The sequence below is a fragment of the Halococcus sediminicola genome, from assembly GCF_000755245.1.
Classification (GTDB): Archaea; Halobacteriota; Halobacteria; order Halobacteriales; family Halococcaceae; genus Halococcus; species Halococcus sediminicola.
This window is the reverse complement of sequence record NZ_BBMP01000022.1, coordinates 496,790-521,341: the sequence shown is the minus strand read 5'-3', so window position 1 is coordinate 521,341 and position 24,552 is coordinate 496,790. Positions and strand designations below refer to the sequence as shown.

Below are 24,552 nucleotides of genomic sequence, written 5' to 3'. Positions count from 1 at the left end.
GGAGTGAAACTGTCATCAGAGGCCGACGGCGGGGACGAGGGCCATCGCGAGCGCCGCCGCAATCGGGATCGTGAGGTTGTCGTCGATGACGTAGCCTCGGACGACAGGTTTGACGCCGTCGGCGAGCGTCGCGGCGAGCGCGCCGCAGACCGCAGGAACGAGGGCGACGAACGGAATCGCAATGAGAAGGCAGACGAGGAAGGTGGCCGCGAGCACCGACAGCTCCTTCATGCTTTGGAGTTCGCCGGATCCCAAGAGACCGCTGAGCGGGTCGGCGATCGTCAACATCAAGATCGCAGGGATGGCGATCGACGGTCGGAAGACGAGCGCGACGGCGGTGCCGCTGAAGGTGTAGAGCGCGTAGCCCGCGAGGTTGTCCTGTTCGTACTCGCGGGTGAGTTCGTCGTAGAGCCGCCAGTCGAGACCCACGAACAGGCGCACGGCTTCGAGACAGCAAACGACGACCGACCCGGCGACGAGCAGCAAGCGCAGCTGCTCGTAGGTGATCAGGTCGAGGAGATACGCCGCCGGCAGCGCCGTGCCGCTGGCGTGGACGGCCCGGCGCTTGAGTTCGCCCATCAGTCGACGAGCGACTCGCCCGCCCGCAGCGCCGCGAGCCGAGCGGGCAGCTCGTCGATCGCGATACGCCGTTGTGCTGTGGAGTCTCGCTCGCGCACCGTCACCGTCCCCTCGTCGAGCGATTCGTAATCGACGGTGACGCAGTAGGGCGTCCCGACCTCGTCCTGACGGCGGTAGCGCCGCCCGATGTTGCCCGAATCGTCGTACTCCACCGCGAAGCCGGCCGCGCGTAGGTCGGCGGCGATTTCGTGGGCGCGTTCACCGAGTCCATCTTTGTCCATCAGCGGGAACACGCCGACGAACGTCGGTGCGAGCTCCGAAGGGAGGGCGAGATAGCTCCGGGGTTCGCCCTCGACTTCGTCCTCGCGATAGCTGTGGACCAGGACGGTGTAGAGCACCCGACCCATACCGAACGAGGGCTCGATGACGTGCGGCGTGACGTGCTCGCCGGTGATGGTCTCCGTTCGTACTGCAAACCCGGTCTCCTCAGTCGGCACAGTGTAGTGCTCGCCATCGAGTTCGATCACCACTTCCTCGCCGTCGAACGCCGACGGCTCCCGCTCTGCCAGCGCGGCGAGTTCCTCGGCCACGTCGCCAGCGTCCGCGCCGAACTCCGGCCCCAGATAGCTCATGTCGGGCTCGACCGAGGGGCGCTCGACGGTCTTTGGCTCGTCGTACGGCTTGAACACCGAGAACGCCTCGTCGGAGTAGGCGTCGTGTTTCGAGAGGTCGTAGGCCCCGCGATCCGCGAAGCCGGTGATCTCGATCCAGTTGCCGTCGAGTTCGGCCTCGGCGTCCCAGCAATCGCTCGCGTAATGGGAGAGTTCGTCGGGCAGGTGCTGGCGGTATCTGAACCGGTCCATGTCGACGCCGACCGACTCGTACCACACCCTCGCGATACCGAGATAGTAGGCGATCCACTCGCTCGCGACGACGTCTTCCTCGAGGGCCTCGGCGACGGTCATGTGCTCGATACTCCCCCCTGAATCCTGTGCGGCCGCCGAGTAGAGCGGCAGCGTGACGTCTTCGACGCGCTCGATGGGTGGTGCGTCGCTCTCGGGATCGACGAACTGTTCGAGTTCGGCCATCGTGAACTCACGGACGCGGATGAGCGAGCGCCGAGGGCTGATCTCGTTGCGGTAGCCGTGGCCGATCTGGGCGACGCCGAACGGGAGCTGGTTGCGCGCGTACTCGGCCAGCCGGGGGAACTCGACGAAGATCCCTTGAGCCGTTTCGGGCCGCAGATAGCCCGGCGAGGACGAACCCGGCCCGATCGTCGTCTCGAACATCAGGTTGAACGCCTCGACGGGCTCGCCGGCCAGTTCAGTCCCACACGACGGGCAGGCGATCTCGTGTTCGGCGACGAGTTCGGCGATGTGTTCGGTTCCCAGACTTTCGGCTTCCTCGATTTCCGTATTGTCCTCGACGAGGTGGTCGGCCCGATGGTTCGCGCCGCACTCGGGACATTCGAGGATCATGTCGTCGAAGCCGTCGAGATGGCCCGACGCCTCGAAGACCGGTTCCGGCGTGACCGTCGGCGAGGAGATCTCCATGTTGTCCTCGCGGGTGACGAACCGCTCGCGCCAGCTCGCTTCGAGGTTGCGCTTCAGCGCCGCGCCTTCCGGCCCGTAGGTATAGAAACCGCTGGCTCCCCCATAGGCGTCGTTCGCGGGGAAGAAGAAGCCACGGCGTTTGGCGAGTTCGGCGAGCGTTGCGGCGTCCGCACCGGTAGTCGCATCAGCCATCGAGCGCCTCCAGCAGGTTGACGTCCCGGACCACGCCGATGAGTTCGCTCCCGCTGACGAGCGGGATCTGTTCGATGTCGTTCGTGATCATCGCCCGCGCGGCCTCCCGTGCGGTCCGTGTGGTGCCGACGCTCACGACATCCGCGGTCATGAACTCGCGGACCGGTTCGGTGGGAATCTCGACGTTTCGCGTCGGGAAGTACCGGTTGCCGACGGCCTTGATCCCCTCCCACATCCAGTCGTCGTCCTGGCCGGCGATGGAGTCGCCGGTCCGTGCCTCGCCCTCGACGACCCGTGCCACGTCGAGGATGTCGGCCTCGGTGAGTACGCCACACATCTCGCCGTCGTCGTCGAGCACGACGGCGTAGGGGACGTCCGAGTGTGAGAGTTCGCGCTCGGCGACCGGCAGCGGCGTCCCGGCGTAGACGGCGTTCACGGTTCGAGAGGCGAGGTCGCCGACCTGCGTGTCGCCGGCGACGTTGCCCTCCGCGATCGCCCGCACCACGTCGGTGATGGTGACGATACCCTCTAGCTGCCCGTCGACCACGGGGACACGGCGTGCGCCCTCGGCGACCATCGTCGCGGCGAGCGCCTCGATGGCGGTATCCGACGTCGTCGTCGGTCCGTCCTCGACCAGCAGGGCGAGCTGGTCCTCGTCGGGCCGTTCGATGAGTGTTCGGCGCGAGACGAGTCCCCGGAACTCCTCGCCGTCTCCCTCGCCTTTCACGACGGGTATCGAGGAGAACTGGCGCTCCTGGAGGTATTCGAGCGCGTCGTCGCGGGTCCCGGGCAGCGAAACCGTAACGAGCGACTCGCGCGACGTCATCGCGTCGGCGACGTTCATGATGGGTCAGTGGGCCGCCCACCTACAAAGTCCTTCCACTTCGCGGGCTACCTGACGGCGTCGTAATCGGTCGCCGGGAAGAATTTCTCGGGGTCGTCGTGTTCGAACGAGCCCAACCGCGTCCCGTCGAGCGTCTGGAGATGGGTGTACATCGCGCCGGCGTCGCGAGCGGCCCCCATCAGCGGGCGCGAACCGCGGCGCTCGAACCCGCCGGCGACGAACACCGCCGTCTCGGTTGCGGGGTCGGCGAGCAACGTCACCAGAAACACCTGTCCCTGCGATTCGTTGCGGAAGACGTCGTAGCGCGGGAACTCGCCGCCGTCGAACGCCGCCGAGAACTCCTCGGCGTAGTTGTCGGGAATCACGTAGACCAGCCCGAAGCGCCCCTCATCGCCGCTTTCCGGCGCTTCGGTCGCGGTGTGACCGGCCGGGATGGTGAGTGTCTCCCAGCCCTCTCCGTCGTACTCGGCAGCGAGGGCGTCCATGTCGTCGAGCGTCGCTGCCCACGCCTCCTTGAGACCGTCGGCACGGCCGACGAGTGGGTCGTCGCGGTCGGTCGTCTCGCTCGTCTCTGGCATACCCGCGCTTTCGAGCGCGGCGTGTAAAGCCTGTTGCCCGCTCAGGCGACGATGCCGAAGCCCGCCTCCATCACGAACGATACCAGCAGGACGGCCACGCTCGCGACGAACAGTTTCGCCGCCGGCGAGAGTCGGTCGTCGGGCGCGAGACCGTACCGTCCGAGCGGCGGCAGTCGCTGGACGGCCGCCTGAAAGCGCGTCTCGTCGCGCTCGCCGTCCGATGTATCGTTTTCGTCCTTCTTCCACGGCGGCGTCGGCCGCAACTGGAACGCCGACAGCCCGAACAGGAAGAAGCCGACGAAAAACAGCGCGAACTTCACGCCGACCCAGCCACCACCCACGAGAAAGCTCACGACCGCCGCGAGCGCGACGAAGACGGTCACGAACGCGATGGCGTACACCAGCGCGTCGAGCGCCTGCCGCAGACGGAACGCCGCCGGTCGCGGCTGGCCGGCCATCACTGCTCGCCGAAGACCGTGTGGGCGAAGAACTCACTCGGCTCCTCGTGGTCGTCCGTGTGCCGGTGACAGAGACTCGCCCGCCCGGCTTCGCTCACTTCGTGGTGGTCGGGCATCTCCGTGTCACACTCGCTGCCGAACTCCTCGCGCAAGCGGTCGATCGCGCCCGCCTCGTCGTTGTCGCGCAGGCGCTCCTCGACGTCGTCGAGGTGGCGCTGGACCTCCTCCGGCACCCGCACGTCGCCGAACAGTTCCTCGTGCATCTCGCCGACGTCCGAAAAGCGGGTGTCCATGCCGAGCAGTGCGCGCGCCCGCTCGGAGAGCGAGCGGTCGGCACGGTCGCGCTCGCGTAGAACTTCCCGAAAGACCTCGATGCGCTCCCAGAGTTCGTCGTCGGTATCGCGATACTTCTCGGGCCGGATCTTCGCCGGACAGCGCGTGCTGAACGGACAGCCCGTCGGCGGGTCTCGCGGGCTTGGCGGCGTCCCTCTGAGGGTGATGCGCTGTGTGTCGCTGCCGGGGTTCGCCTCGGGAATCGCCGACAGCAGCGCGTGCGTGTAGGGGTTCGCCGGGTCGTCGAACAGTTCCTCGCTCGGTCCGATCTCCATGATATTCCCCAAGTACATCACCGCCACTCGGTCACAGATGTGACGCACCACCGAGAGGTCGTGGGCGATGAACAGGTAGGTCAGCCCGAACTCGTTTTGCAGGTCTTCCAGGAGATTCAGGATCTTCGCCTGCACGGAGACGTCAAGCGCGCTCACCGGTTCGTCGAGCACGATGAACTCCGGCGAGAGCGCGAGCGCCCGCGCGATGCCGACGCGCTGGCGCTGGCCGCCCGAGAACTGGTGGGGATAGCGGTAGTAGTGTTCCTCGCGCAGGCCGACGGTTTCGAGCAGTTCGCGCACGCGCTCGCGGCGTTCGGGTGGACTCTTCCAGTCGTGAACGTCGAGCGGTTCGCGGACGATCTCGCCGACGGTCATCCGGTCGTTGAGACTGGATTCGGGGTCCTGGAAGACGATCTGGGCGTTCCGTCGCCAGTTTTTCAGCTCGCTGCCCGAGAGCTGTGTGACGTCGGTCCCATCGAATTCGACCGTGCCGGCGGTCGCCGTCTCCAACTGGACGAGCGTCCGGCCGAGCGTGGTCTTCCCGCAGCCGGATTCACCCACGAGGCCGAGCGTCTCGCCGCGCTCGATGCTGAGGCTCACGTCGTCGACGGCCTTCACGGGTTCGTCGTTCAACAACCCACCGCCCTCGTAGTAGGTCTTCAGGTTCTCGACGTCGACCAGCGTCTCGCCGCTCGATTTTCCTTCCTGGCGCTGAATGGTTTCACTCATTGACGGCCTCCTCGCTGTCCTCGCCGCGCCGACGGTGGGTCTCGACGGCCCCCTCCCGGCTCTCGTCGTCGGGATAGAGCAGACAGGCGGCGGTGTGATCGGCCGCGCCCTCGTCGACCGGCACCGACACGGGATGGACGCTCTCGCACTCGGCGAAGGCCTCGGGACATCGCGGCGCGAACCGACAGTACGTCGCAGGTTCGTTCGGCGTCGGGACGTCGCCTTCGATCGTTCGCAGACGCTCCTCGCCAGGATGGCGACCCGGGATCGATTCGAGCAGCCCCTGCGTATAGGGGTGTTTCGGGTCCGCGAACACCTCCTCGACGGGCGCGGTCTCGACGATCTCGCCGGCGTACATCACGTTGAGCCGGTCGGCGATCTCGGCCATCACACCCATGTCGTGGGTGATGAAGACGATCGACAGCCCGCGTTCTTCCTGAATATCCGACAGCAGTTCGAGGATCTGAGCCTGAATCGTCACGTCGAGTGCGGTCGTCGGTTCGTCGCAGATGAGCAGTTCGGGCTCGCAGGCCAGCGCCATCGCGATCACCGCGCGCTGGCGCATTCCGCCCGAGAACTGGTGGGGATACTCCGTGACGCGGCGCTTGGCGTCGGGAATCGAGACGGCTTCGAGCAGGTTGATGGCCTCCTCAGTCGCTTTCTGCCCTCGGAGCCCCTGATGGAGGCGGAGCGCCTCCTTGATCTGGTTGCCCACGGTGTAGACGGGGTTGAGCGAACTCAGTGGGTCCTGGAAGATCATGGCGATACCGTTGCCACGGAGCGTTCTGAGCGCGGATTTCGGCATCCGCGTGACGTCGACGTAGCCGTCGGCGGGATCGTCGCCGTCCCACTCGTCGACGAAGACGAAGTCATCGTCGTCGACGGCGCGGTCGCGTTCGTCCTCGGAGAGACCGGCGACGTCGGCCGTTCGCTTCCGGTTGGAGCCAGCCAGCCGGTCGACGACGTCGCGGTCGCGAAAGCGAATGTTCCCGTCGAGGATGCGCCCCGGTGACTTGATGAGGCCCATGATCGAACGGGCAGTGACGCTCTTTCCCGACCCGCTCTCGCCGACGATACCGACCGTCTCGCCCTCCCGGACGTCGAAGCTCACGCCGTCGACCGCACGGATGGTCTCCTTGTCGGTGAAGAAGGCCGTTCTGAGGTTCTCGACGGAGAGTACGGTCCGCCCGGCGGTGCGCTCGCGCGGAACTTGCGTGCTCACGCGCCACCACCTCCGGCGACGGCGGCCTCGCCACCGGTCTCCTCGCCACCCTCGCTCTGTGGGTCGAGCGCGTCGCGGATGCCGTCACCGAAGGCGTTGAACCCGACCACGATGAGCGTGATCATGATGCCGGGGATCAGCGAGATGTGCCACGAGGCGGTCGCCACGTAGGGCTGACCCGAGGAGATCGCCCGTCCCCATTCGGGCGTCGGGGGCGTGATACCGAGACCGAGATACGACAGTCCGGCGACGGCGATGATGATGCCGCCGAGCGTCAGCGACGCGTAGATGAGCAGGTAGCCGACGACGTAGGGAAGCATGTGTTTCTGCATGATGGTTCGTGGCCGCTGCCCGAAACTCTTTGCGGCGTCGATCCACTCCTGTTCGGAGATCTGGAGCGCCGGCCCGCGCAGCGCCCGCCAGAAGAAGGGCCAGTACGTCAGCGAGAAGATCAGGATCAGCATTACCGCCCCGTTGTAGAGGTTCGCGAGCCACGTGTCTCCGAAGACCGCCGAGGCGAGGATCAACACCAAGAGAACGGGAAGTGCCTGGATCGAGTCGCTCGTGATGACCGCCGCGAGGTCGGCGAGACCCTTGTAGTAGGCCGTCAGCATGGCGAGCGCGGTGGCGACGAAGCCAGCAGCCGTCAGCGAGACGAGGCCGATCATCAGCGAGATGCGCGCACCCGCGGCCATGAACGTAAAGAGGTCCTTGCCATCCGTCAGCGTGCCGAACGGATGGAACCGGTCGTAGTCGTCGTAGCTCCACGGCCCGACGTTCTCGCCGCCGGCCCCCTGCGAGGTCGAACCGAGGTTCGCCGTTCCCACAGTCACGTTCTGGACCGACTCGAGTTCGTCGTCGTAGTACTTCGTGTAGTGGGTGTAGGGGTTCTGAATGTTCGAATCGACAGTCGTCGGGCCGAGCGCCGGCGCGAACAGCGCCATGATGAAGAACGTGAGGACGAGCAGGAATCCGAACTGACCCCAGCGATGGGAGCGCAGTCGGTCGACCACGTCGTCGCGGGGCGTCCAGTCGGCGTACCGGTAGCTGTCGCGGAACCAGCGATAGCCCACCCAGAACCAGCCGAGCCACGCGAACGCGTAGGCGTAGATGAGCACGACCCGCAGGAGCCACGCGTACGCCGGCTCAAGCCCGAGGAACGTGCCGATCCACTCGCCGCCGGCGTCCTGATAGCCCTGGTTCGGGATGAGGTTCCGCGTGAGCAGCGTCGGGATCGCCTCGGCGGCCTCGCCGGCGCTGGCGAGCGCGGCCGCACCGGGATTCGAGGGGAGGAGGCGCACCACCGTCAGCACGAGCTGGATGATGACACCGACGAACGCACCGAACTCGACGGCGAGCAGCACGGCCGCACCCGCCAGCCACCGCAGCGCCGGGCGCGGGTTCGCCGCGATGCGTTGTCGGAGCGGTACTTCTTCGTCGGTAGGTGTGTCACTCATGGATTACTCGCTTTCGTAGCCGACGCGCGGGTCGATCAGCGTGTACAGCAGGTCCTGCAGGATGTTCGTGAAGACGGTGATCAGGATGAAGATGAACATCAGCGCGCCCAGCAGCGGCAGATCGGCGTTGAGCGCCGCCTGATAGAACAGGTAGCCGATGCCGTTGATCGCGAAGACCGTCTCGACGAGCACCGACCCACCGAGCAGGAGGAACGCCTCGCCGGTGATGATCGGAACCAAGGGAATGAGCGCGTTCCGGAAGACGTGTTTCCAGACGAGGCTCCGCCCGGAGACGCCCTTGGCTCGCGCCGTCTCGACGTAGTCGGAGTTGATCGTCTCTAAGACGGCAGTCCGGCCGATGCGCATCTCGTTGCCCATCGAGGCCGATCCGAGCACGACCGCCGCCGGGGCGATCTGTTTCAGCGCCGCGAGGAACGAGCCGTTCGCCCCCGTCGAGAGCCACCAGTCGATCGGGTTCGTGATGGCTTCGATCGGGGTCGAGAGGAAACTCAGGTTCGGCGGCGTCAGGATGTCCGTCGTGACGAGCCAGTTCGACCAGTTGAACCCGAAGAGGATGTCCTGGGACTGGACGAGTACGCTCACGAGGATGATGGCCAGCCAGAAGTTCGGCATCGCCCGCCAGACGATCCCGCCGAACGAGGCGAAGTAATCCCCGAAGGTGTTCGGGTTGAGTCCCGCGTAGAAGCCGAGCGGGATGCCGACGAACAGCGCGATGACGACCGACCAGAAGCCGAGCCAGATCGTTCGGGGTGCGTAGCTCGCGACGAGACTATAGGCGTCTCGCCCGGGCTGGATGACCCACGACTGGCCGAGGTCGAAGGTGAACATGTTGACCATGAAATCGATGTACTGCTGCCAGAGCGGTTCGTTCAGCCCGAGGTTCTGCCGAATGCGTTCGATACCCTGTGGGTTGCCCATCCCGACGATGGCCGCCGCCGGGTCGATGGGACCCAGCCGGACGAGCATGAACACGATGGTCGTCCCGAAGACGATGACCGGAATCGAAAGCACGAGTCGCCTGAGGAAGTAGTTCCAGCGACTCATGGAGCGATTGGCCCCGCGAAACTAGCTCTCATGCTACGCTCTCGTATGTGATGTGGATTCATTATATCTTTCGTTTGGGTTCGGGCGAAACTCGCCGCGAACGAACGCCGTCGAACGTCGAAAACGCCACCACACGCCCGAATGGCGGTGATTACTGGCGCTGTTTTGCGATCTTCACGTCGTTGTACTTCTGGCGGCTGTCGCCCATGCCGCCGTACGGCGGGATGTCGACCCAGTTGTACGCGAAGCGCTCACCGAGACTGTGATAGAGGTTGAGGAAGCCGACGTCCTCCCAGTTGGCCTCCTCCATCTTGACGTAGGCCTCGTTGCGGGCCTGCTGGGCCTGCTTCGTCGGTGCCTGATTGTTCGTGACCGTCTCGTAGGCCTTGGTCGCCTTCTGTGCCGCGTCGCCGTTGTCCGGTTTCCAGTTGAGATACGAGATCGGCGCGTCCGAGGACGTATCGGTCTGGGGTGGGTTGAGCAGCTGCAGGAAGTTGTCCGGGGCGGGCCAGTCGGCGATCCAGCCGAGCGTGTAGACTTCGAGTTTCCCGCTGCGACCGCGTTCGGTGAGCGTCGAGAACGGGGTCTGCTGGATCTGCATGTCGATGAACGCGCTCGATAGCTGGTCACGGAACAGTTTGCCCAGCGAGAGCCACGTGTCGTCCTGGTACTGGGTCCACTGGAGGGTGAACCGGTTGTCCGGCCCGTAGCCCGCGTCCTTCATGACCTGCTGGGCCTTCTGGAGCTGGCTCTTGTTGTAGCCGTAGGGATAGTTCTGTTTGGCGTGTTTCTCGTAGGCTTTCGCGCCGCCGCCCGGATAGATCGACTTCGGCGTGAGGTGGTAGGCCGGGTCGCCGCGGCCCTTGAACACTTGGTCGGTCAACTGCTGTTGGTTCGCGGCGTAGGCGAACGCTTGTCGCACCGGCTTCGGTACCTTCGCCATGTTGAACCCGACGTAGTAGGTGTTGATCTCGGGGACCGCGAGGTACTGCAGCGTCGAGCCGTTGCGGACGTCGCCGTAGGTACCGAACTCACGTCCGAGGTCGTCGGGACCGCGCTGGACGTTGACCTTGCTCGGGTCGTACTGGGAGGTCGGGATCCCGAAGACGTCGGCGTTCTTGTTCATCGCGTAGTTGTACGATGGCGACGCCTTCTCGATGATCTGCCAGTGGACGCCGGCGATCGAGGCCTTCCCGCCGTGGTAGCCGTCGAAGCGCTCGACTTCGGCTTCGGTGCCCGAGTTCCAGGCTTTGAACTTGAACGGACCCGCGCCGACGGGGTTGCTGGTCGAGAACTTCTGCTGGGGCATCTCGCCGTCGTAGCCCTCGATGTCGCCGACGATACCCTCGGGGAGCACCGCAAAGGAGTTGTACGCCATCATCTCTTGGGCCGCGTGGAACGGTGCCGAGAGGGTGACTTCGAGGGTCTTTTCGTCTTTGGCCTTGAGCGCGAGCGAACCGGGTTTGTATACCTCCTCGCCGTCCTTGGTCGTTGTCTCGTGTTTGACGCCGAGCGAATCGAGGATGAAGTAGTTCCGGTTCGAGTTCGCGGAGGCCGCGAGGCGCTCCCACGAGTAGATGACGTCCTGTGCGGTGACGTCCTTTCCGTTGTGGAACTTCGCGTCCTTCAGTGTGAACGTGTAGGTGGTGTTGTCGTCGGAGAGTTCGAAGCTCTTGGCGAGACCCTTCTTCGGGTCGGCCTTCCCGTCCGGGTAGTTCATCAGCATGTCGTAGAGCTGCTGATTGACGTACCCGCTGGCCTCGTCGGTCGCCTCGACCGGGTCGAGCGTCGTGATAGTGCTGTTGATCCGCTGGAGCACCTTCGAGGGGTCGCCCTCGATGTTGCGCTGGGTCTGCTGACCACCGCTCTCGTTTCCACCGCCGCCGCTACCGCTGCCACCGCTGCCGTTTCCACCGCCGGAGCCGTTACCGCCACCGCTGCCGCCGTCACCGTCACCGCCACCGGTACAGCCGGCGAGCGCGAGCGCTCCGGCCGCGCCGCCGGTGGTCTTGAGAAACCGACGCCGCGTCTGTCTGTTATCGTCTTTCATTCCAATTGGAGGAGTTTTGCCGTATGCGCATAAGTTTTGTGTTACGGCCCGCCATACCACCTCCATGTTGCGGTTTCCCACGGTTACGGGAGCCACACGAGCGCCGGCGGTCGGAGTTTATATCCGCGCCGGGAAGGATACCGATGGCGGTCCGGTGAGTTTATATATCGGTGGTATGTACTCACATAGTATGACGCCAGATACGGCCGCTGTGTCGACAGCCGGCTCCGCGGAGGACGTCATGGCCTCGGTCGACGACGACGGCAGCGTCGAGCGGTTCGTCATCGCCGATATCTCACGGGACGACGCGTGGCTCTCGCTTCCGCTCGCCGAGGCGGCCACACTCGCCGACTGGCAGTGATCTTCTCAGTACGACAGCGGTAGCGGGAGGGTACCGGCGCGCTCGTCGTGTCTCGCGTCGTAGAAGTGGAGTTCCGAGACGGCCCATTCGATCGGCTCGTCGACGAGCGCACAGAGTTCCTCGATCCGGTCGGCGTTCCCACCACGGGCGAGGGTGACGTGGGGGACGTACGCGCCGCCTTCGAGACCGGTTATCGCGCCGAACTCGTCGACGAGGCGCTCGTGGATGGCCACGAGACCGGGACTCGAAACGGCGAGATAGACGACCGGTCCGGGGCCACGAACCGGATCGTCGAAACTCTCGATGCCCGTGACACGCGCGGCGACCGCCGGTGCGCCGTCGAGCGCCCGTCGTGTGCGCTTGGAGAGGCGGTCGTAGTCCGTCGACTCGAAGCGCTTGCAGACCAGCGAGTGGCGCTCGCGCACGCGCTCGAAAGCCGCCAGCCGGGGGTGAAGGTCGGCGGCGACTCGCTTCACCCGACCGGGAACCGGCACGTTGAGGCTGAACACGCCGACCGATGGCGGGCAGGAGGGATGACGGTAGCGGTCGGCGGCTGCAAACGTTGCCGACCCGGAAGCGTTTAATAGTCCGCCCGTCCACGAATCTCACATGACGACACGCCTCGCCGGTTCGCCTGCTGCCGGCGCGTGTGCGCTTCGACCGCGACGACCGGGCCTCTAGGCCCGCATACACTTCTCTCCCAGCCGATTCGATACGCTCTCCAGCCTACCCGAAGGGTTCGCTGGGCGAATCATCCGAGCCACATCACACCAATGACACAACCCACATCCGATTCCGACCGCATCGCGCTCGCCTTCTCCGGCGGGCTCGACACGACCGTCTGCGTCCCGATCCTCGAAGAAGAGTACGGCTTCGACGAGGTCGTCGGCGTCACCGTCGACGTCGGCCAGCCCGAAGCCGAGTTCGACGAGGCAGAGGCGACCGCCGCCGCGCTCGACCTCGAACACCACGTGATCGACGCGCGCGAGGCCTTCGCCGAGACCTGTCTCGATGCCGTCCGCGCGAACGCCACCTACCAGGGCTATCCACTGGGAACCGCGCTCGCCAGACCCGTCATCGCGCAGGCCATCCTCGACACTGCCCTCGAAAACGACTGTTCCGCGCTCGCCCACGGCTGCACGGGCAAGGGCAACGACCAGCTCCGTTTCGAGACCGTCTGGCGCGCTTCCGATCTCGACGTGATCGCGCCCGTGCGCGAACTCGGTCTCACCCGCGAGGCCGAACAGGAGTACGCCGCCGAGCGCGATTTGCCTGTGGAAGGCGGCGACGGCGGCGCGTGGAGCATCGACACCAACCTCTGGAGCCGCTCAGTCGAGGGGAGCGATCTCGAAGAGCCCTCGTACGTCCCGCCGGAGGAGATCTACGACTGGACGCAGCCCCCTGAAGGAGGAAGCGAACTGCTCGAGATCGAGTTCCAGGAGGGCCGTCCGGTCGCGCTGGATGGCGAGGAGCTCGGAGCCATCGACCTCATCGAACAGTTGAACGCGGTTGCGGGCGCACGCGGCGTCGGGCGCACCGATCTGATGGAAGATCGGATGCTCGGGCTCAAAGTCAGGGAGAACTACGAGCATCCCGCGGCCACGGTGCTTCTCAATGCACACGAAGCCCTGGAATCGCTCGTGCTCACCAAGGAGGAGCGCAGTTTCAAGGCACAGATCGACCACGAGTGGGCAGAAAAGGCCTACGAGGGCTTGCTCGCCGCGCCGCTGGTCGACGCGCTCGACGGGTTCATCGACTCGACTCAGGAGCGTGTCACCGGCACCGTCACGATCAAACTGGAAGGCGGGCAGGCCAGACCCGTGGGCCGCGAGAGTCCCTACGGCGTCTATTCGGCGTCGGCGGCCTCGTTCAACACCGCCGACGTCGGCGGCGGCATCAAGCAGAACGACGCCACCGGCGTGGCGAAGTACCACGGCTTCCAGTCGCGGCTGGCCGGACAGGTCATCGACGAGGCCGAAACGCCGGAAGCGGCCGCCGACGGCGGCGTGAACGACGAGAGCGGAGGAAACTGAAATGAGCGAGGAGGGAGGCGACGTGGTACGCCGCGAGCGCTTCAGCGGCGGCCCCGCCCGTGGCTTTCTCTCCTCGATGGACGCGGACGAACGGCTGTTCGAAGCGGACCTCGCAGTCGATCGTGCACACGTCGTGATGCTCACGGAGCAAGGAATCGTCGACGACGAAAGCGCGAGCACGATCCTGAATGCGCTCGCCGACGTCGAAGCGACGGGCTACGCAGCGCTCGACGGCGAGGACATCCACGCCGCCATCGAGACAGCGGTCATCGAGCGGACAGGGAACGAGGGCGGGCGGATGCACACCGCCCGGAGCCGCAACGACGAGGTGGCGACATGCATCCGGTATCGCCTGCGCGAGGACCTTCTCGATGCGAGCGAGACAACGCTCGTGCTCCGCGAGGCGCTGGTCGAGGCGGCGCGCGCACACGCCGAAACGACGATGCCTGGCTACACGCACCGCCAGCCCGCCCAGCCCACGACCGTGGGCCACTTCCTCTCGTCGTACGCGCAAGCGCTCGGACGCGACACCGATCGCCTTCTCGAAGCCTACGATCGAACGAACCGCTCGCCGCTCGGCGCGGCGGCCTTCGCGGGCACACCGTTCGACATCGACCGCGAGCGCACCGCCGACCTGCTCGGGTTCGATGCGGTTCTCGGGAACTCGATGGACGCGGTCTCGACGCGGAATTTCCTCGTCGAGGCAGCGAGCGCGCTGGCGACCCTCTCGGTGACGCTGTCGGGACTCGCAACCGATCTCGTCGAGTTTGCCACCGACGAGTATGTCGAAATCGACGACGACTACGCCTCGACCTCCTCCATCATGCCCCAGAAGAAGAACCCCGACACGCTCGAACTCGTTCGGGCCTCCGCCGGGACCGCGAGCGCCGGATTGAATGGTTTGCTGACGACGCTCAAAGGCCTTCCCCGGGCGTACAACCGCGACCTCCAAGAAGCGACGCCGCATATCTGGAGCGCCATCGATGGGGTCGTCCCCGCGACGGAGGTCGCTGCGGGCGCGGTCGCGACCGCATCCTGGAACGAGTCCGAACTGGCCGCCGCAGCAGGCAACGGGTTCGCGACCGCGACCGGCGTCGCCGACCTGCTCGCAATGCACGGCGTGCCGTTCCGCACGGCGCACGAAATAGTCGCCAGTGCGGCGCAGTGCGCCGCAGACAGGACGAGCGGTGAAACCGCGAGTCGCGCGGCCGAGGAGGGTGCGGACTACGCGGCCGTCGAGGCAGCAGCCCAAGAAGTGCTCGACGACTCGCTTTCGGCGTACGTCGAGCACGAGGCCGTCGAGGCGGCGCTCGACCCGGATGCGAGCGTGGCGAGTCGTGATTCGGTCGGCGGGCCCGCACCCAGTGCGGTCGCGGCGGTACTCGACGAGATGGAAGACGGGATCGAAGACGATCAGGAGTTGCTTGCTGAGCGTCGCGAGGGACTCGCCACGGCCGAGCGCGCACTCGAAGCGGAGGTGGATGAATATGCCTGAACGACCGCCCCCGCGAGGGGGAACATTTCACTTCGTCGATACCGACGAAACGCGCGAACCGCCCGATTTCGACGTCGAGAGTCGTCTGCACTTTTTGTAAAATATCGAACAGGTTCGAAGGGTTTAAGCGGATTCCCAGGTGAGGTGGGGACACAATGGCGAACTGTCCCGAATGTGGGGCCGAACTGTCCCTGCACGACGACGTCGAAACCGGCGAAATTATCGACTGTGGCACCTGCGGCGGCGAGCTCGAGGTGGTCGACACCGAGCCAGTAGTGCTCGAAACGGCCCCCGAGCTCGAGGAAGACTGGGGGGAGTAAGCGTGAAGATAGGCGTCCTCTACTCGCGCATCAGGCAGGACGAGAAGCTCCTGCTCTCCGAACTCCGCGAGCGCGGCCACGAGGTCGTGAAAGTCGACGTGCGCGACCAGCGCTTCGGCCTCTCGGAGCCGCCGGCGGCACTCGCCGACGTGGACCTCGTGGTGGATCGGTGTCTGGCGACCAGCCGGAGCCGGTACGCGACGCAGTTCCTCGCGGCCTACGGGATCCCGGTGATCAACGATCCCGCGACCGCCGACATCTGTGCCGACAAGGCCAAGAACAGCCTCGCGCTCGCGGGAGCCGGGGTGCCCACCCCGCGCACGGAGGTCGCCTTCACCAAGGAGAGCGCGATGGAGTGTATCGAGGAGTTCGGCTATCCCTGCGTCCTCAAGCCCGTCATCGGCTCATGGGGCCGCCTGATGGCGAAGATCGATTCGCGAAGTGCGGCCGAGGCGATTTTGGAACACAAGGCCACCTTGGGCCACTACGAGCACAAGGTGTTCTACATCCAGGAGTTCGTCGCAAAACCCGGCCGCGACATCCGCGTGCTGGCGACCGATGGCGAACCCGTCGCGGCGATGGTCCGTTCCTCGGACCACTGGCTCACGAACGCGGCGAAGGGTGCCGAAACGGAACGATTCGAACTCGACAACGAGGCGCGCGATCTCGTCGCCCGCGCGAGCGAAGCCGTCGGTGGCGGACTCTTGGGTGTGGACCTGATGGAGACGGGCGATTCCTACACGGTCCACGAAGTGAATCACACGGTCGAATTCAAGGCGCTCGACGGTGTCGCCGACGTCGACGTCCCCGGAAAAGTCGTCGACTGGCTCGAAACGAGGGCGAAGAGCGCCGAACCCGCTGAGGTCCCCGCATGACGGCGGTCACGAGGACGAAATGAGCCACACCGCATCCGTCGTCGGCGCGAGCGGGTTCACCGGCGGCGAACTGCTGCGCCTTCTCCATGCGCATCCGGAGTTCACGGTCGCACAGGCGACCAGCCGCGAGTACGCAAACAAAACTCTTGGTAGTGTGCATCCCAACCTCCGAGAACTCGACGTGCGCTTCAGCGAACCGACCGATCTCGAGGGCGTCGACGTGCTGTTCGCCGCAACCCCACACGGCGTGTCGATGGAACACATCGACGCCTTCCGGGAAGCGGCTGACACGGTCATCGATCTGAGCGCCGATTTCAGACTGGATAGCGAGGCCGAATACGACGAGTGGTACGACGGCCACAGCCGGCCCGAACTCCTGGAGGAATCGGTGTACGCGCTCCCCGAGCGCAACCGCGAAGAACTGCTGGGCGCGTCGCTGATCGCGGCGGGTGGCTGCAACGCGACCGCCACCATCCTCGGCCTCGCGCCGCTGTTCGACGGGGGAATTTTGGACGGGAGCGAGCAGCTGGTGGTGGACGTCAAGGTCGGCTCCTCAGAGGGCGGTGCCGGAAGCTCGAAGGCCTCCTCGCACGCCGAGCGCTCGGGCGTCGTCAGACCGTACGCGCCGACGGGCCACCGCCACGAGGCCGAGATCCAGGCCGAGTTCGGCTGTGAGACGGCCTTCAGCGCCCACGCGGTCGACATGACCCGTGGCGCAGCGGCGACCTGTCACGTCTTCCCCGATGAGCCAGTCACCAAGGGCGATCTCTGGGGTGCGTTCCGCGAGACCTACGACGACGAACCGTTCGTCAGGCTCGTGGCCGGCGGCACGGGAGTGTATCGCTACCCTGAACCGAAGGCAGTGGCGGGCACCAACTACGCGGAGGTCGGGTTCGAGCTCGATCCGAGCAACGAGCGGATCGTCGTGTTTTCGGCTATCGACAACATGATGAAGGGATCCGCGGGTCAGGCCGTCCACGCGGCGAACGTTGCCCATGGATTCGAGGAGACCGCCGGGCTCGACTTTCAGGGATTGCATCCAGTGGGGGCACCCTGATGACAGTGGTCGTGAAGGTCGGCGGCGCGCGAGCGGTGAACCCGGCCGGGGCCGTCGCGGACGTGGCGGCGCTCGTCGAGGAGGGCGAGGAGTGCGTCGTCGTCCACGGCGGGTCGACGGCGGTCGACGAGACGCTCGGCGAACTGGGCGAGGAGCCGGAATACGTCGAGACGCCCCGCGGCGTCGTCGGGCGGTTCACCGACGAACGCACGATGGAGGTCTTCGAGATGGTGCTTCCCGGAAAGCTGAACACCGACCTGACCGCGCAGTTGCGGACGGACGGTGTGGACGCCCTCGGACTCTCGGGCGTCGACGGCGGCCTGCTCACCGGCCCGCGGAAGTCCGCGGTGAAGGTCGTCGAGGATGGAAAGACGAAGATCCGCCGCGGCGAACACTCGGGGAAGATCGAATCGGTCAACGACGACCTGCTCGAATCGCTGCTCGCTAACGGCTATACGCCAGTCGTGACGGTACCCATGATCGCCGACGACGGTACTCCTGTGAACGCCGACGCCGATCGCGCAGCCGCAGCGGTCGCCGGCGCGCTCGACGCGACCCTCGTGGTGCTGACCGACGTGCCGGGCGTGCTCGACGACCCGGACGACCCGGAGACGCTCATCGAGCGGGCGGCAACACCTCAAGAACTCGAACGGGTCGAGAGCGCTGCGCAAGGATTCATGGGCAAGAAGGTGATGGCGGCCAAAGAGGCGCTCGCGGGCGGTGCGGCGTCGGTCGTCGTCGCCGACGCCAATGCCGAGAATCCCATCCGGGCGGCGCTCGACGGCGGCGGGACGCAGCTCCTGCCTGGCGTGCTCGGGGAGGTCGAGGCATGAGCGGCTTCGTCCATAGTGAAAAACCGATCCGCCTCGAACGCGGCGAGGGCGTTCACCTCTACGGCGAGAGCGGCGACGAATACCTCGACTGTGGGGCGAGCTACGCCTGCACACCGCTCGGCCACACCCATCCAGCAGTGACCGAGGCGGCTCGCGAACAGTTGGAGCGGCTGACGTTCGTCCAGGCCTCCTATCCCGTCGCGGCGCGCGAGCGGGCGAACGCGGCACTCGAAGCCGCTGCACCCGACGGGCTGGAGAACGTCTGGCTCTGCAATTCGGGTACCGAAGCGAACGAAGCAGCCCTAAAATTCGCCCGGAGCGCCACCGGCGACTCGAAGATCGTCGCCACGATGCAGGGCTTTCACGGGCGGACGATGGGTGCGCTCGCGATCACCTGGAACAGCGAGTATCGCGACCCCTACGAGCCGCTGATCGGCGACGTGGAGTTCGTCCCCTACGGCGACGAAGCGGCGCTCGCGGATGCGGTCGACGACGAGACCGCCGCGCTAATCTTCGAACCCATTCAGGGCGAGGGCGGCATCAATCGCCCGCCCGAGGGCTATCTCGCGGCGGCGCGCGAACACACCGAGCGGGCGGGCGCAGCCCTGATCCTGGACGAGGTGCAGACCGGAATGGGGCGCACGGGCGAGTTGTGGGCCTGCGAGCACGAGGGCGTCGTTCCCGATATTCTCACGACCGCGAAAGGGCTGGCGAACGGTCTGCCCGCCGGCACGGCGCTCTGTGCCGACTGGATCGCCGAGAGCCACGGCTCACACAACTCGACGTTCAGCGGCGGCCCGGTCGTGAGCGCCGCCATCGAGGCCACCCTCTCGACGCTGGTCGAGGAGGAAGTTCCCACTCACGCCGAGCGTATGGGCGACTACCTCGAAACCGAACTCCGAGCCGCGGTCGGCGACGACGTCCGCGAGATCCGGGGCATGGGATTGATGGTCGGTATCGAGGTGAAACGCGGAGCCAACGGAATCCTCCGCGACCTCGCGCTCGACCACTCGATCCTGGCGCTGCCGGCCGGCCGATCGGTCGTCAGGCTGCTCCCGCCGCTGGTGATGGACGAAGCGGACGCCGATCGGGTGGTCGACGCGCTCGAAACCGTGCTCGGAGGGGAGTCGTGAGCGAGAGCGTCGCAACCGTTTCGGCGAGCCAGGCGCGCGACCTGCTCGTCTCGCTCGTCGAAACCCCGTCGCCGACCGGCGAGGAGCGCGCCTGTGCGGAGCGCCTCGTCGATTTCTTCGAAGCACACGGACGCGAGGCGACGATCGACGCGGTCGGCAACGTCCGCGCGCCCGCTGACGACGCCGTACTACTGACCTCCCACATCGACACCGTGCCCGGCGAGATCCCGGTCCGGGTCGAAGAAAAGGAGGAAGGCGGCGAAGAAGTCCTCTGGGGACGCGGCAGCGTCGACGCGACCGGTCCGCTGGTGGCGATGGCGGTCGCGGCCGTGTGCACGGGCGTGAGCTTCGCGGGCGTCGTCGGCGAGGAGACCGACTCCGAGGGCGCGCGCCATCTCGTTTCGACACGCGAGCCTCCCGAAGCCGTGGTCAACGGCGAGCCCTCGGGCTGGAACGGCGTCACCTTCGGCTATCGGGGGCTGCTCGCGGGCACCTACGTCGCCACGAGCGAGTCCGGCCACACCTCCCGACCCGAGAACAACGCCATCGAGGACGCGATGGAGTGGTGGGCGCGGGTGAAGGCGGCCGTGACCGACGACGGCGAGGAGTGGACGCCCGTCTTCGAGCGCGTCACGCCGAAAATCAATGCCATCGCGGGCGGCGTGAGCGACGACGGGCTCTCCGTCGAGGCGACGATGGACGTGCAACTGCGCGTACCGCCGAACCTCACCGTCGACGAAGTGTGCGAGATGGCCGACGGCGAACTCGATACTGGAACTGTGCGCTGGCACGACAGCGTCGACCCCGTGATGACGACTCCCCGCTCCGGCCTTGCGAGCGGGTTCCGGGCGGCGATCCGGGAGGCCGACGGCGAGCCGCGCAGTCTCCGCAAAACGGGGACGAGCGACATGAACATCTATCGCGCCTGGGACTGCCCGATGGTCACCTACGGCCCGGGCGATTCGGACTTCGATCACGCGCCCGACGAGCGCCTCCCGCTCGCCGAGTTCGACAGGAGCATCGAGGTGCTCTGTACCGTCGCGAATCGGATCACGGAGGACGCATGACCCGCCATTTCACCGATATCGACGACCTCTCGGCGGGCGAGCTGGCGACGGTGCTCGACACGGCGAGCGAACTCAAATCGCAGGTACGCCGTGGCGAGCGCGAATCGCTGCTCGAACGCCAGACACTCGGGATGGTCTTCGAGAAGCCGAGCACCCGTACTCGCATCTCCTTCGAGACCGGGATGACCCAACTCGGCGGCCACGCCATCTTTCTGGGACCCGACGACATCGGGCTCGGCGAGCGCGAACCGCTGAAGGACACCGCGCGCACGCTCTCGGGCTACGTCGACTGTGCGATGGTCCGGCTGTTCGATCACGAGGACCTCGAAACGCTCACTGCCCACGCCACCATCCCCATCGTCAACGGCCTGACCGACGACGCCCACCCCTGCCAGACGCTCGCCGATCTCCTCACGATCCGCGAGACGGTCGGGTTCGACTCGCGGGTGACGTGGGTCGGCGACGGCAACAACGTCGCCCAATCGTTCGTGCTTGGCTGTGCGCTCGCCGGCATCGACCTCACGGTGGTGACACCTAACGACTACGGCATCGACGGGAGTGTGCTGGAGCGAGCAGCGGAACTCGGCGCGCGGCCCACAGTTACGAACGACCCCACGGCGGCGGTCGCCGATGCCGACGCGGTCTACACCGACGTCTGGGTGAGCATGGGCGAGGAGGGTGGGGACGAAAAGCGCGCCGCCTTCGAGGAGGGTGGTTTTCAGCTGAACGAGCAGTTGCTCGGGGAGACCGACGCGCGCGTGCTGCACTGCCTGCCCGCCCACCGTGGCGAGGAGATCACCGACGAAGTCCTCGAAAGCGACCGCACGCTCGTCTGGCGACAGGCCGAAAACCGCCTGCACGCCCAGAAGGGACTGCTGGCCGTCCTGTGCGGCGCGCTGTGAGGCCAGCCGGACGTGATCGTCCCGCGTGCGGTTTCGTCTCGCTATATGCCACGTTGTTACGGATACGAACGCGAAATCACGAGAGAGTGACCCCGAACGCACGCCGGACGGAGTGAATACTTGGAAAAATTACTATTTAGGCCGGCAGTGCAGTCGAACCCGTGTGTCACCGCACACGAAAACCATGACGAAACGAAACGACTCCAACCGTACCGACAGTCCGTCCGTCTTCGGGCGGGCAAGCGAGTTCGTTCGCTCGCGCAGATCGTTCATGACCGACGCGGCGACGGTGGGTGGCGGGGCGCTGGCCCTGTCGGCCCTCGGCGGAACTGCGGCGGCCCGGAGCGGCAGTGAGGACGGCGATGGCGGCGACGTGAGCGACGTCGACGTGTTGAACTACGCGCTGGCGCTCGAACACCTCGAAGCGGCGTTCTACAACGACTTCCTCGCCAACCATTCCGAAAGCGACGTCGAGGGCTCGGTAGTGGCGCGGTACTTCGCGCGGCCGACCCTTCGCTACTCGGTCTACCAGCAGATCGAGGACGTGCGCGACCACGAGGAGGCCCACGTCGACGCGCTCACCGAAACCATCGAGGACCTCGGCGGCACCCCAGTCGAGGCCGCCGAATACGAGTTCCCCTACGAGACCATCGAGGAGTTCGTCGCACTCGCCGACCGCCTCGAAGCCGTCGGCGTCTCGGCTTACGCGGGTGCTGCGCCGCTGCTCTCGAATCCCGACCTGATTCCGCCGGCGCTCAGCATTCACAGCGTCGAAGCGAACCACGCGACCTACTTCCGGTTGCTCGACCTCCAGCGGCCCGCGCCGAACGCGTTCAACCCCGCGCGGACGATGGACGAAGTGCTCGGTATCGCCAACCAGTTCGTCGTCGGCGCGGACGGCGGTGGCGGGCGGATGTTCTCGGTCAGCGTCGAGAACGTTTCCCGGCCGAGCACGCTCGACACCGACCGCGCGATGGGTGCGGTCCCGCTCTCGCCACCCGTCTGGGCGGTCTTCACGGGCGACAATCCCGCGTTCACGCCGGGCGAGGCCGCGAACGCGGGCACCGAAATCGTCGCCGAGGACGGCTTCCCGGACGAACTGGCGGGGACGCTAGCGAACGCCGAGAACGTCACCGAGAGCGGCGTCGCGCCCTCACCGGGCGGTTCGCTGGAGACTCCAGCCTTGGGTCCGGGCGAGTCCGTCGAGTTCGCGTTCAGCGCCGTGCCGGGCGAACATCTCACCTTCGAAACGATGTTCGTCCAGTCCAACGACTGGTTCTACACGTTCGACGGACTTTCCCTATTCGACGGCGACCAGCCGATTGCGGGCGACGTCACGAGCGCGGTCGAACTCTACGACGCCGGCACGGAGGCCGACACCGCGCCGGGGACCGGCCCGGACCAGAAACCCGTCCAGGATCCCGAGGCGATGGACGTCGGTCCAACGGAGGACGAACCCGTGCAGTTGGCCGCCGAGCGCCATCCAGACTTCGACATCCCAGACGCCAGCGAGGTCATCAGGGTGACCGTCACGCCCCAGTGACTCCACGGCCGACGCTGTTGCGGTGTTTTTCGGGTTCGTGCGGCGGCGAACGAAGGCCATGCTCGTGACTCCCACCCAAGCACATATGGTCGTCGGTGGTGAGTGGACGGCAGGGCGACGATGGAAAAGGCGCTGTGGTATCTGTTCACGGCGACGCGCGGCGGGGCGAACCGCGTCCGTGTCGTCCGGTCGCTGGCCGAGCGCCCGAAGAACGCGAGCCAGCTCGCAACGGACCTCGACGTCGCCTACAGCACCGCCCGCCACTATCTCGACATGCTCGCGGACCACGGTGTCGTCGAACGGGGCGGAAACGACTACGCCACGCTGTTCTTTCTCACCGAGCGCTTCGAGCAGCACGGCGAGGAGTTTGAGCGGATAGCGAAACACGTCGAAATAGATACGCAATGACCCAAACGATACTGCTGAGCGATACGATGCTCGTTGCGAGTGCCTTCTCGGCCGTGAGCGTGTTCCTGCTGGTCACCCTCACGGCCGTCTGGGTTCGCAACTACCGGACGTTCCGCACAGGGCTGCTGCTCGGTCTCATCGCGTTCGGCGCGGTGTTGCTCCTCGAAAACGCCGTTTCGCTCTATTATTTCCTCACCATGCAAGCACTGTACACGATGGATCCGGCGGTACAGCAGGTGGTGACCGTCATGCGGGTGCTTCAAACGGTGGCGCTCGTGTTCTTGACCTACGTAACCGTGAAGTGACGGACGTCGACGACCGGCGAACACCGTCGGGATTCGTCCACCGACGCCGCAACGGTTTTCTGGGCGGTCCGGAAATGACGGGGGTTCGCCACCCGACAAATCATATACGCCGCGTCCCTGTCGTCGATATGCATCGCCGGCGGTATCTCCTCGCAACGGCGACCGGATTCGCCGCCCTCGCGGGTTGTGCGGGGAACCAATCGGACGACAGCGAAACCGGGACTGACGGGAGCGATCGATCCGAAAATACTGGTAGCCAATCCACCGAAACCACTCGAAGTGGCGGACAGCCGGAAAGTCAGAACGGCCCCACCGAAACCACCCGAAACGGTGGCGGTCGAGGGACTGCGGCCACGACCGCGGCGGGAGCGTCGTTGGGCCTCACCTCGACGGCGTTCGATGCCGGCGAGACCATCCCACAGCGGTTCACCTGTTCGGGGGCGAACGTCTCCCCGCCGCTCGCCATCGATGGCGTGCCCGCGAGCACCGAAGCGCTCGCGCTCGTCGTCGACGACCCGGACGCCGGGGCGCAGCCGTTCACCCACTGGCTGCTCTGGAACCTTCCGCCGGACACGACAGAACTCCCCGCGAACGTCCCGCAAAACGGGACGGTTTCAGCGCTCGACGGCGCGCTGCAGGGAACGAACGAGGCCGGTGGCACCGGCTATACGGGACCGTGTCCGCCGGAGGGCGACGGGCCGCACACCTACCGATTCCGGTTAAGTGCACTCGAATCGCCCCTCGGCGTCGAGGCTGGTGCGGAGCGTGCCGCGGTCGACGAAGCAATCGATACGGTCGAAATCGGACGGACCTTTCTCCGTGGAACCTTCGAGCGCGGATAACGGGGTCCGGTTCGTGTGTTTCGCGATCTCCCGGCGAACATGG

The 24,552-nt window shown here is 66.1% G+C and carries 24 protein-coding genes and 1 pseudogene; 14 read left to right on the top strand and 11 right to left on the bottom strand.

Going from position 1 to position 24,552, the window contains the following annotated elements; translation table 11 throughout:
* Positions 1-15: 15 nt before the first annotated feature.
* The 10 genes from ACP97_RS11810 to ACP97_RS11765 form a co-directional block, all read right to left on the bottom strand.
* A complete protein-coding gene (locus tag ACP97_RS11810; protein ID WP_049998008.1) occupies positions 16-579 on the bottom strand; it encodes a diacylglycerol/polyprenol kinase family protein in 564 nt (187 codons plus the stop codon).
* Positions 579-2,324: a glycine--tRNA ligase gene (gene glyS / locus ACP97_RS11805; protein WP_049998007.1), complete on the bottom strand. Its 1,746-nt coding sequence runs from the start codon at positions 2,322-2,324 to the stop codon at positions 579-581. Before glyS ends, ACP97_RS11810 begins: the two co-directional genes overlap by 1 nt.
* Positions 2,317-3,168: a CBS domain-containing protein gene (locus ACP97_RS11800; RefSeq protein WP_049998006.1), complete on the bottom strand. Its 852-nt coding sequence runs from the start codon at positions 3,166-3,168 to the stop codon at positions 2,317-2,319. The genes glyS and ACP97_RS11800 overlap by 8 nt, the downstream gene beginning before the upstream one ends.
* Positions 3,169-3,215: 47 nt before the next feature.
* Positions 3,216-3,746, bottom strand: a complete 531-nt coding sequence (locus tag ACP97_RS11795; protein ID WP_049998005.1) for a DUF7529 family protein — start codon at positions 3,744-3,746, stop codon at positions 3,216-3,218.
* Between the two features lie 41 nt (positions 3,747-3,787).
* Positions 3,788-4,204 (bottom strand): DUF7555 family protein, encoded by a 417-nt coding sequence (locus ACP97_RS11790; protein ID WP_237561155.1) that lies wholly within the window; start codon positions 4,202-4,204, stop codon positions 3,788-3,790.
* A complete protein-coding gene (locus ACP97_RS11785; protein ID WP_049998003.1) occupies positions 4,204-5,541 on the bottom strand; it encodes an ABC transporter ATP-binding protein in 1,338 nt (445 codons plus the stop codon). Before ACP97_RS11785 ends, ACP97_RS11790 begins: the two co-directional genes overlap by 1 nt.
* Positions 5,534-6,763: an ABC transporter ATP-binding protein gene (locus ACP97_RS11780; protein ID WP_049998002.1), complete on the bottom strand. Its 1,230-nt coding sequence runs from the start codon at positions 6,761-6,763 to the stop codon at positions 5,534-5,536. The genes ACP97_RS11785 and ACP97_RS11780 overlap by 8 nt, the downstream gene beginning before the upstream one ends.
* Positions 6,760-8,220 (bottom strand): ABC transporter permease, encoded by a 1,461-nt coding sequence (locus tag ACP97_RS11775; RefSeq protein ID WP_049998001.1) that lies wholly within the window; start codon positions 8,218-8,220, stop codon positions 6,760-6,762. The genes ACP97_RS11780 and ACP97_RS11775 overlap by 4 nt, the downstream gene beginning before the upstream one ends.
* Positions 8,221-8,223: 3 nt before the next feature.
* Positions 8,224-9,285 carry an ABC transporter permease gene (locus tag ACP97_RS11770; RefSeq protein WP_049998000.1) on the bottom strand — a complete coding sequence of 354 codons (1,062 nt, stop codon included), beginning with the start codon at positions 9,283-9,285 and terminating at the stop codon, positions 8,224-8,226.
* 151 nt (positions 9,286-9,436) lie between these two features.
* On the bottom strand, positions 9,437-11,335 hold the full coding sequence (locus ACP97_RS11765) for an ABC transporter substrate-binding protein (RefSeq protein ID WP_049997999.1): 1,899 nt from the start codon (positions 11,333-11,335) through the stop codon (positions 9,437-9,439).
* 190 nt (positions 11,336-11,525) lie between these two features.
* Here ACP97_RS11765 and ACP97_RS20455 point away from each other — a divergent pair, with 190 nt between their 5' ends.
* Positions 11,526-11,696, top strand: a complete 171-nt coding sequence (locus ACP97_RS20455) for a DUF7556 family protein (protein WP_202593604.1) — start codon at positions 11,526-11,528, stop codon at positions 11,694-11,696.
* Between the two features lie 5 nt (positions 11,697-11,701).
* On the opposite strand, the gene ACP97_RS11760 is transcribed toward ACP97_RS20455, so the two are convergent.
* On the bottom strand, positions 11,702-12,205 hold the full coding sequence (locus ACP97_RS11760) for a 2'-5' RNA ligase family protein (protein ID WP_049997998.1): 504 nt from the start codon (positions 12,203-12,205) through the stop codon (positions 11,702-11,704).
* Between the two features lie 264 nt (positions 12,206-12,469).
* Here ACP97_RS11760 and ACP97_RS11755 point away from each other — a divergent pair, with 264 nt between their 5' ends.
* From ACP97_RS11755 to ACP97_RS11695, 13 genes and pseudogenes are all read left to right on the top strand, one after another.
* Positions 12,470-13,729, top strand: coding sequence for an argininosuccinate synthase (locus tag ACP97_RS11755; RefSeq protein WP_049997997.1), 1,260 nt, complete (start codon positions 12,470-12,472; stop codon positions 13,727-13,729).
* 1 nt (position 13,730) lies between these two features.
* A complete protein-coding gene (gene argH / locus ACP97_RS11750; protein WP_049997996.1) occupies positions 13,731-15,224 on the top strand; it encodes an argininosuccinate lyase in 1,494 nt (497 codons plus the stop codon).
* Between the two features lie 155 nt (positions 15,225-15,379).
* A complete protein-coding gene (gene lysW, locus ACP97_RS11745) occupies positions 15,380-15,544 on the top strand; it encodes a lysine biosynthesis protein LysW (RefSeq protein ID WP_049997995.1) in 165 nt (54 codons plus the stop codon).
* A gap of 2 nt (positions 15,545-15,546) precedes the next feature.
* Entirely contained in the window at positions 15,547-16,419 is an 873-nt protein-coding gene (lysX, locus tag ACP97_RS11740) for a lysine biosynthesis protein LysX (protein WP_049997994.1), read from the top strand.
* A 19-nt stretch (positions 16,420-16,438) separates the two neighbouring features.
* Entirely contained in the window at positions 16,439-17,476 is a 1,038-nt protein-coding gene (gene argC, locus ACP97_RS11735; RefSeq protein ID WP_049997993.1) for an N-acetyl-gamma-glutamyl-phosphate reductase, read from the top strand.
* Positions 17,473-18,309, top strand: a pseudogene (locus ACP97_RS11730) (acetylglutamate/acetylaminoadipate kinase); the annotation flags it as partial. The gene argC and the pseudogene ACP97_RS11730, both read left to right, overlap by 4 nt.
* On the top strand, positions 18,306-19,442 hold the full coding sequence (locus ACP97_RS11725; protein WP_049997991.1) for an aspartate aminotransferase family protein: 1,137 nt from the start codon (positions 18,306-18,308) through the stop codon (positions 19,440-19,442). The pseudogene ACP97_RS11730 and the gene ACP97_RS11725, both read left to right, overlap by 4 nt.
* A complete protein-coding gene (locus ACP97_RS11720; RefSeq protein WP_049997990.1) occupies positions 19,439-20,509 on the top strand; it encodes a [LysW]-lysine hydrolase in 1,071 nt (356 codons plus the stop codon). Before ACP97_RS11725 ends, ACP97_RS11720 begins: the two co-directional genes overlap by 4 nt.
* The gene (gene argF / locus ACP97_RS11715) at positions 20,506-21,411 is read left to right on the top strand and encodes an ornithine carbamoyltransferase (RefSeq protein WP_049997989.1); all 906 of its coding nucleotides are present in this window, start codon (positions 20,506-20,508) and stop codon (positions 21,409-21,411) included. The genes ACP97_RS11720 and argF overlap by 4 nt, the downstream gene beginning before the upstream one ends.
* Before the next feature lie 184 nt (positions 21,412-21,595).
* Positions 21,596-22,954, top strand: coding sequence for a ferritin-like domain-containing protein (locus ACP97_RS11710; protein WP_049997988.1), 1,359 nt, complete (start codon positions 21,596-21,598; stop codon positions 22,952-22,954).
* Positions 22,955-23,074: 120 nt separating this feature from the next.
* A complete protein-coding gene (locus ACP97_RS11705; protein ID WP_049997987.1) occupies positions 23,075-23,362 on the top strand; it encodes a winged helix-turn-helix domain-containing protein in 288 nt (95 codons plus the stop codon).
* A complete protein-coding gene (locus ACP97_RS11700) occupies positions 23,359-23,667 on the top strand; it encodes a hypothetical protein (RefSeq protein ID WP_202593603.1) in 309 nt (102 codons plus the stop codon). Before ACP97_RS11705 ends, ACP97_RS11700 begins: the two co-directional genes overlap by 4 nt.
* A gap of 128 nt (positions 23,668-23,795) precedes the next feature.
* Positions 23,796-24,509, top strand: a complete 714-nt coding sequence (locus ACP97_RS11695; protein WP_079977636.1) for a YbhB/YbcL family Raf kinase inhibitor-like protein — start codon at positions 23,796-23,798, stop codon at positions 24,507-24,509.
* Positions 24,510-24,552 lie beyond the last annotated feature (43 nt).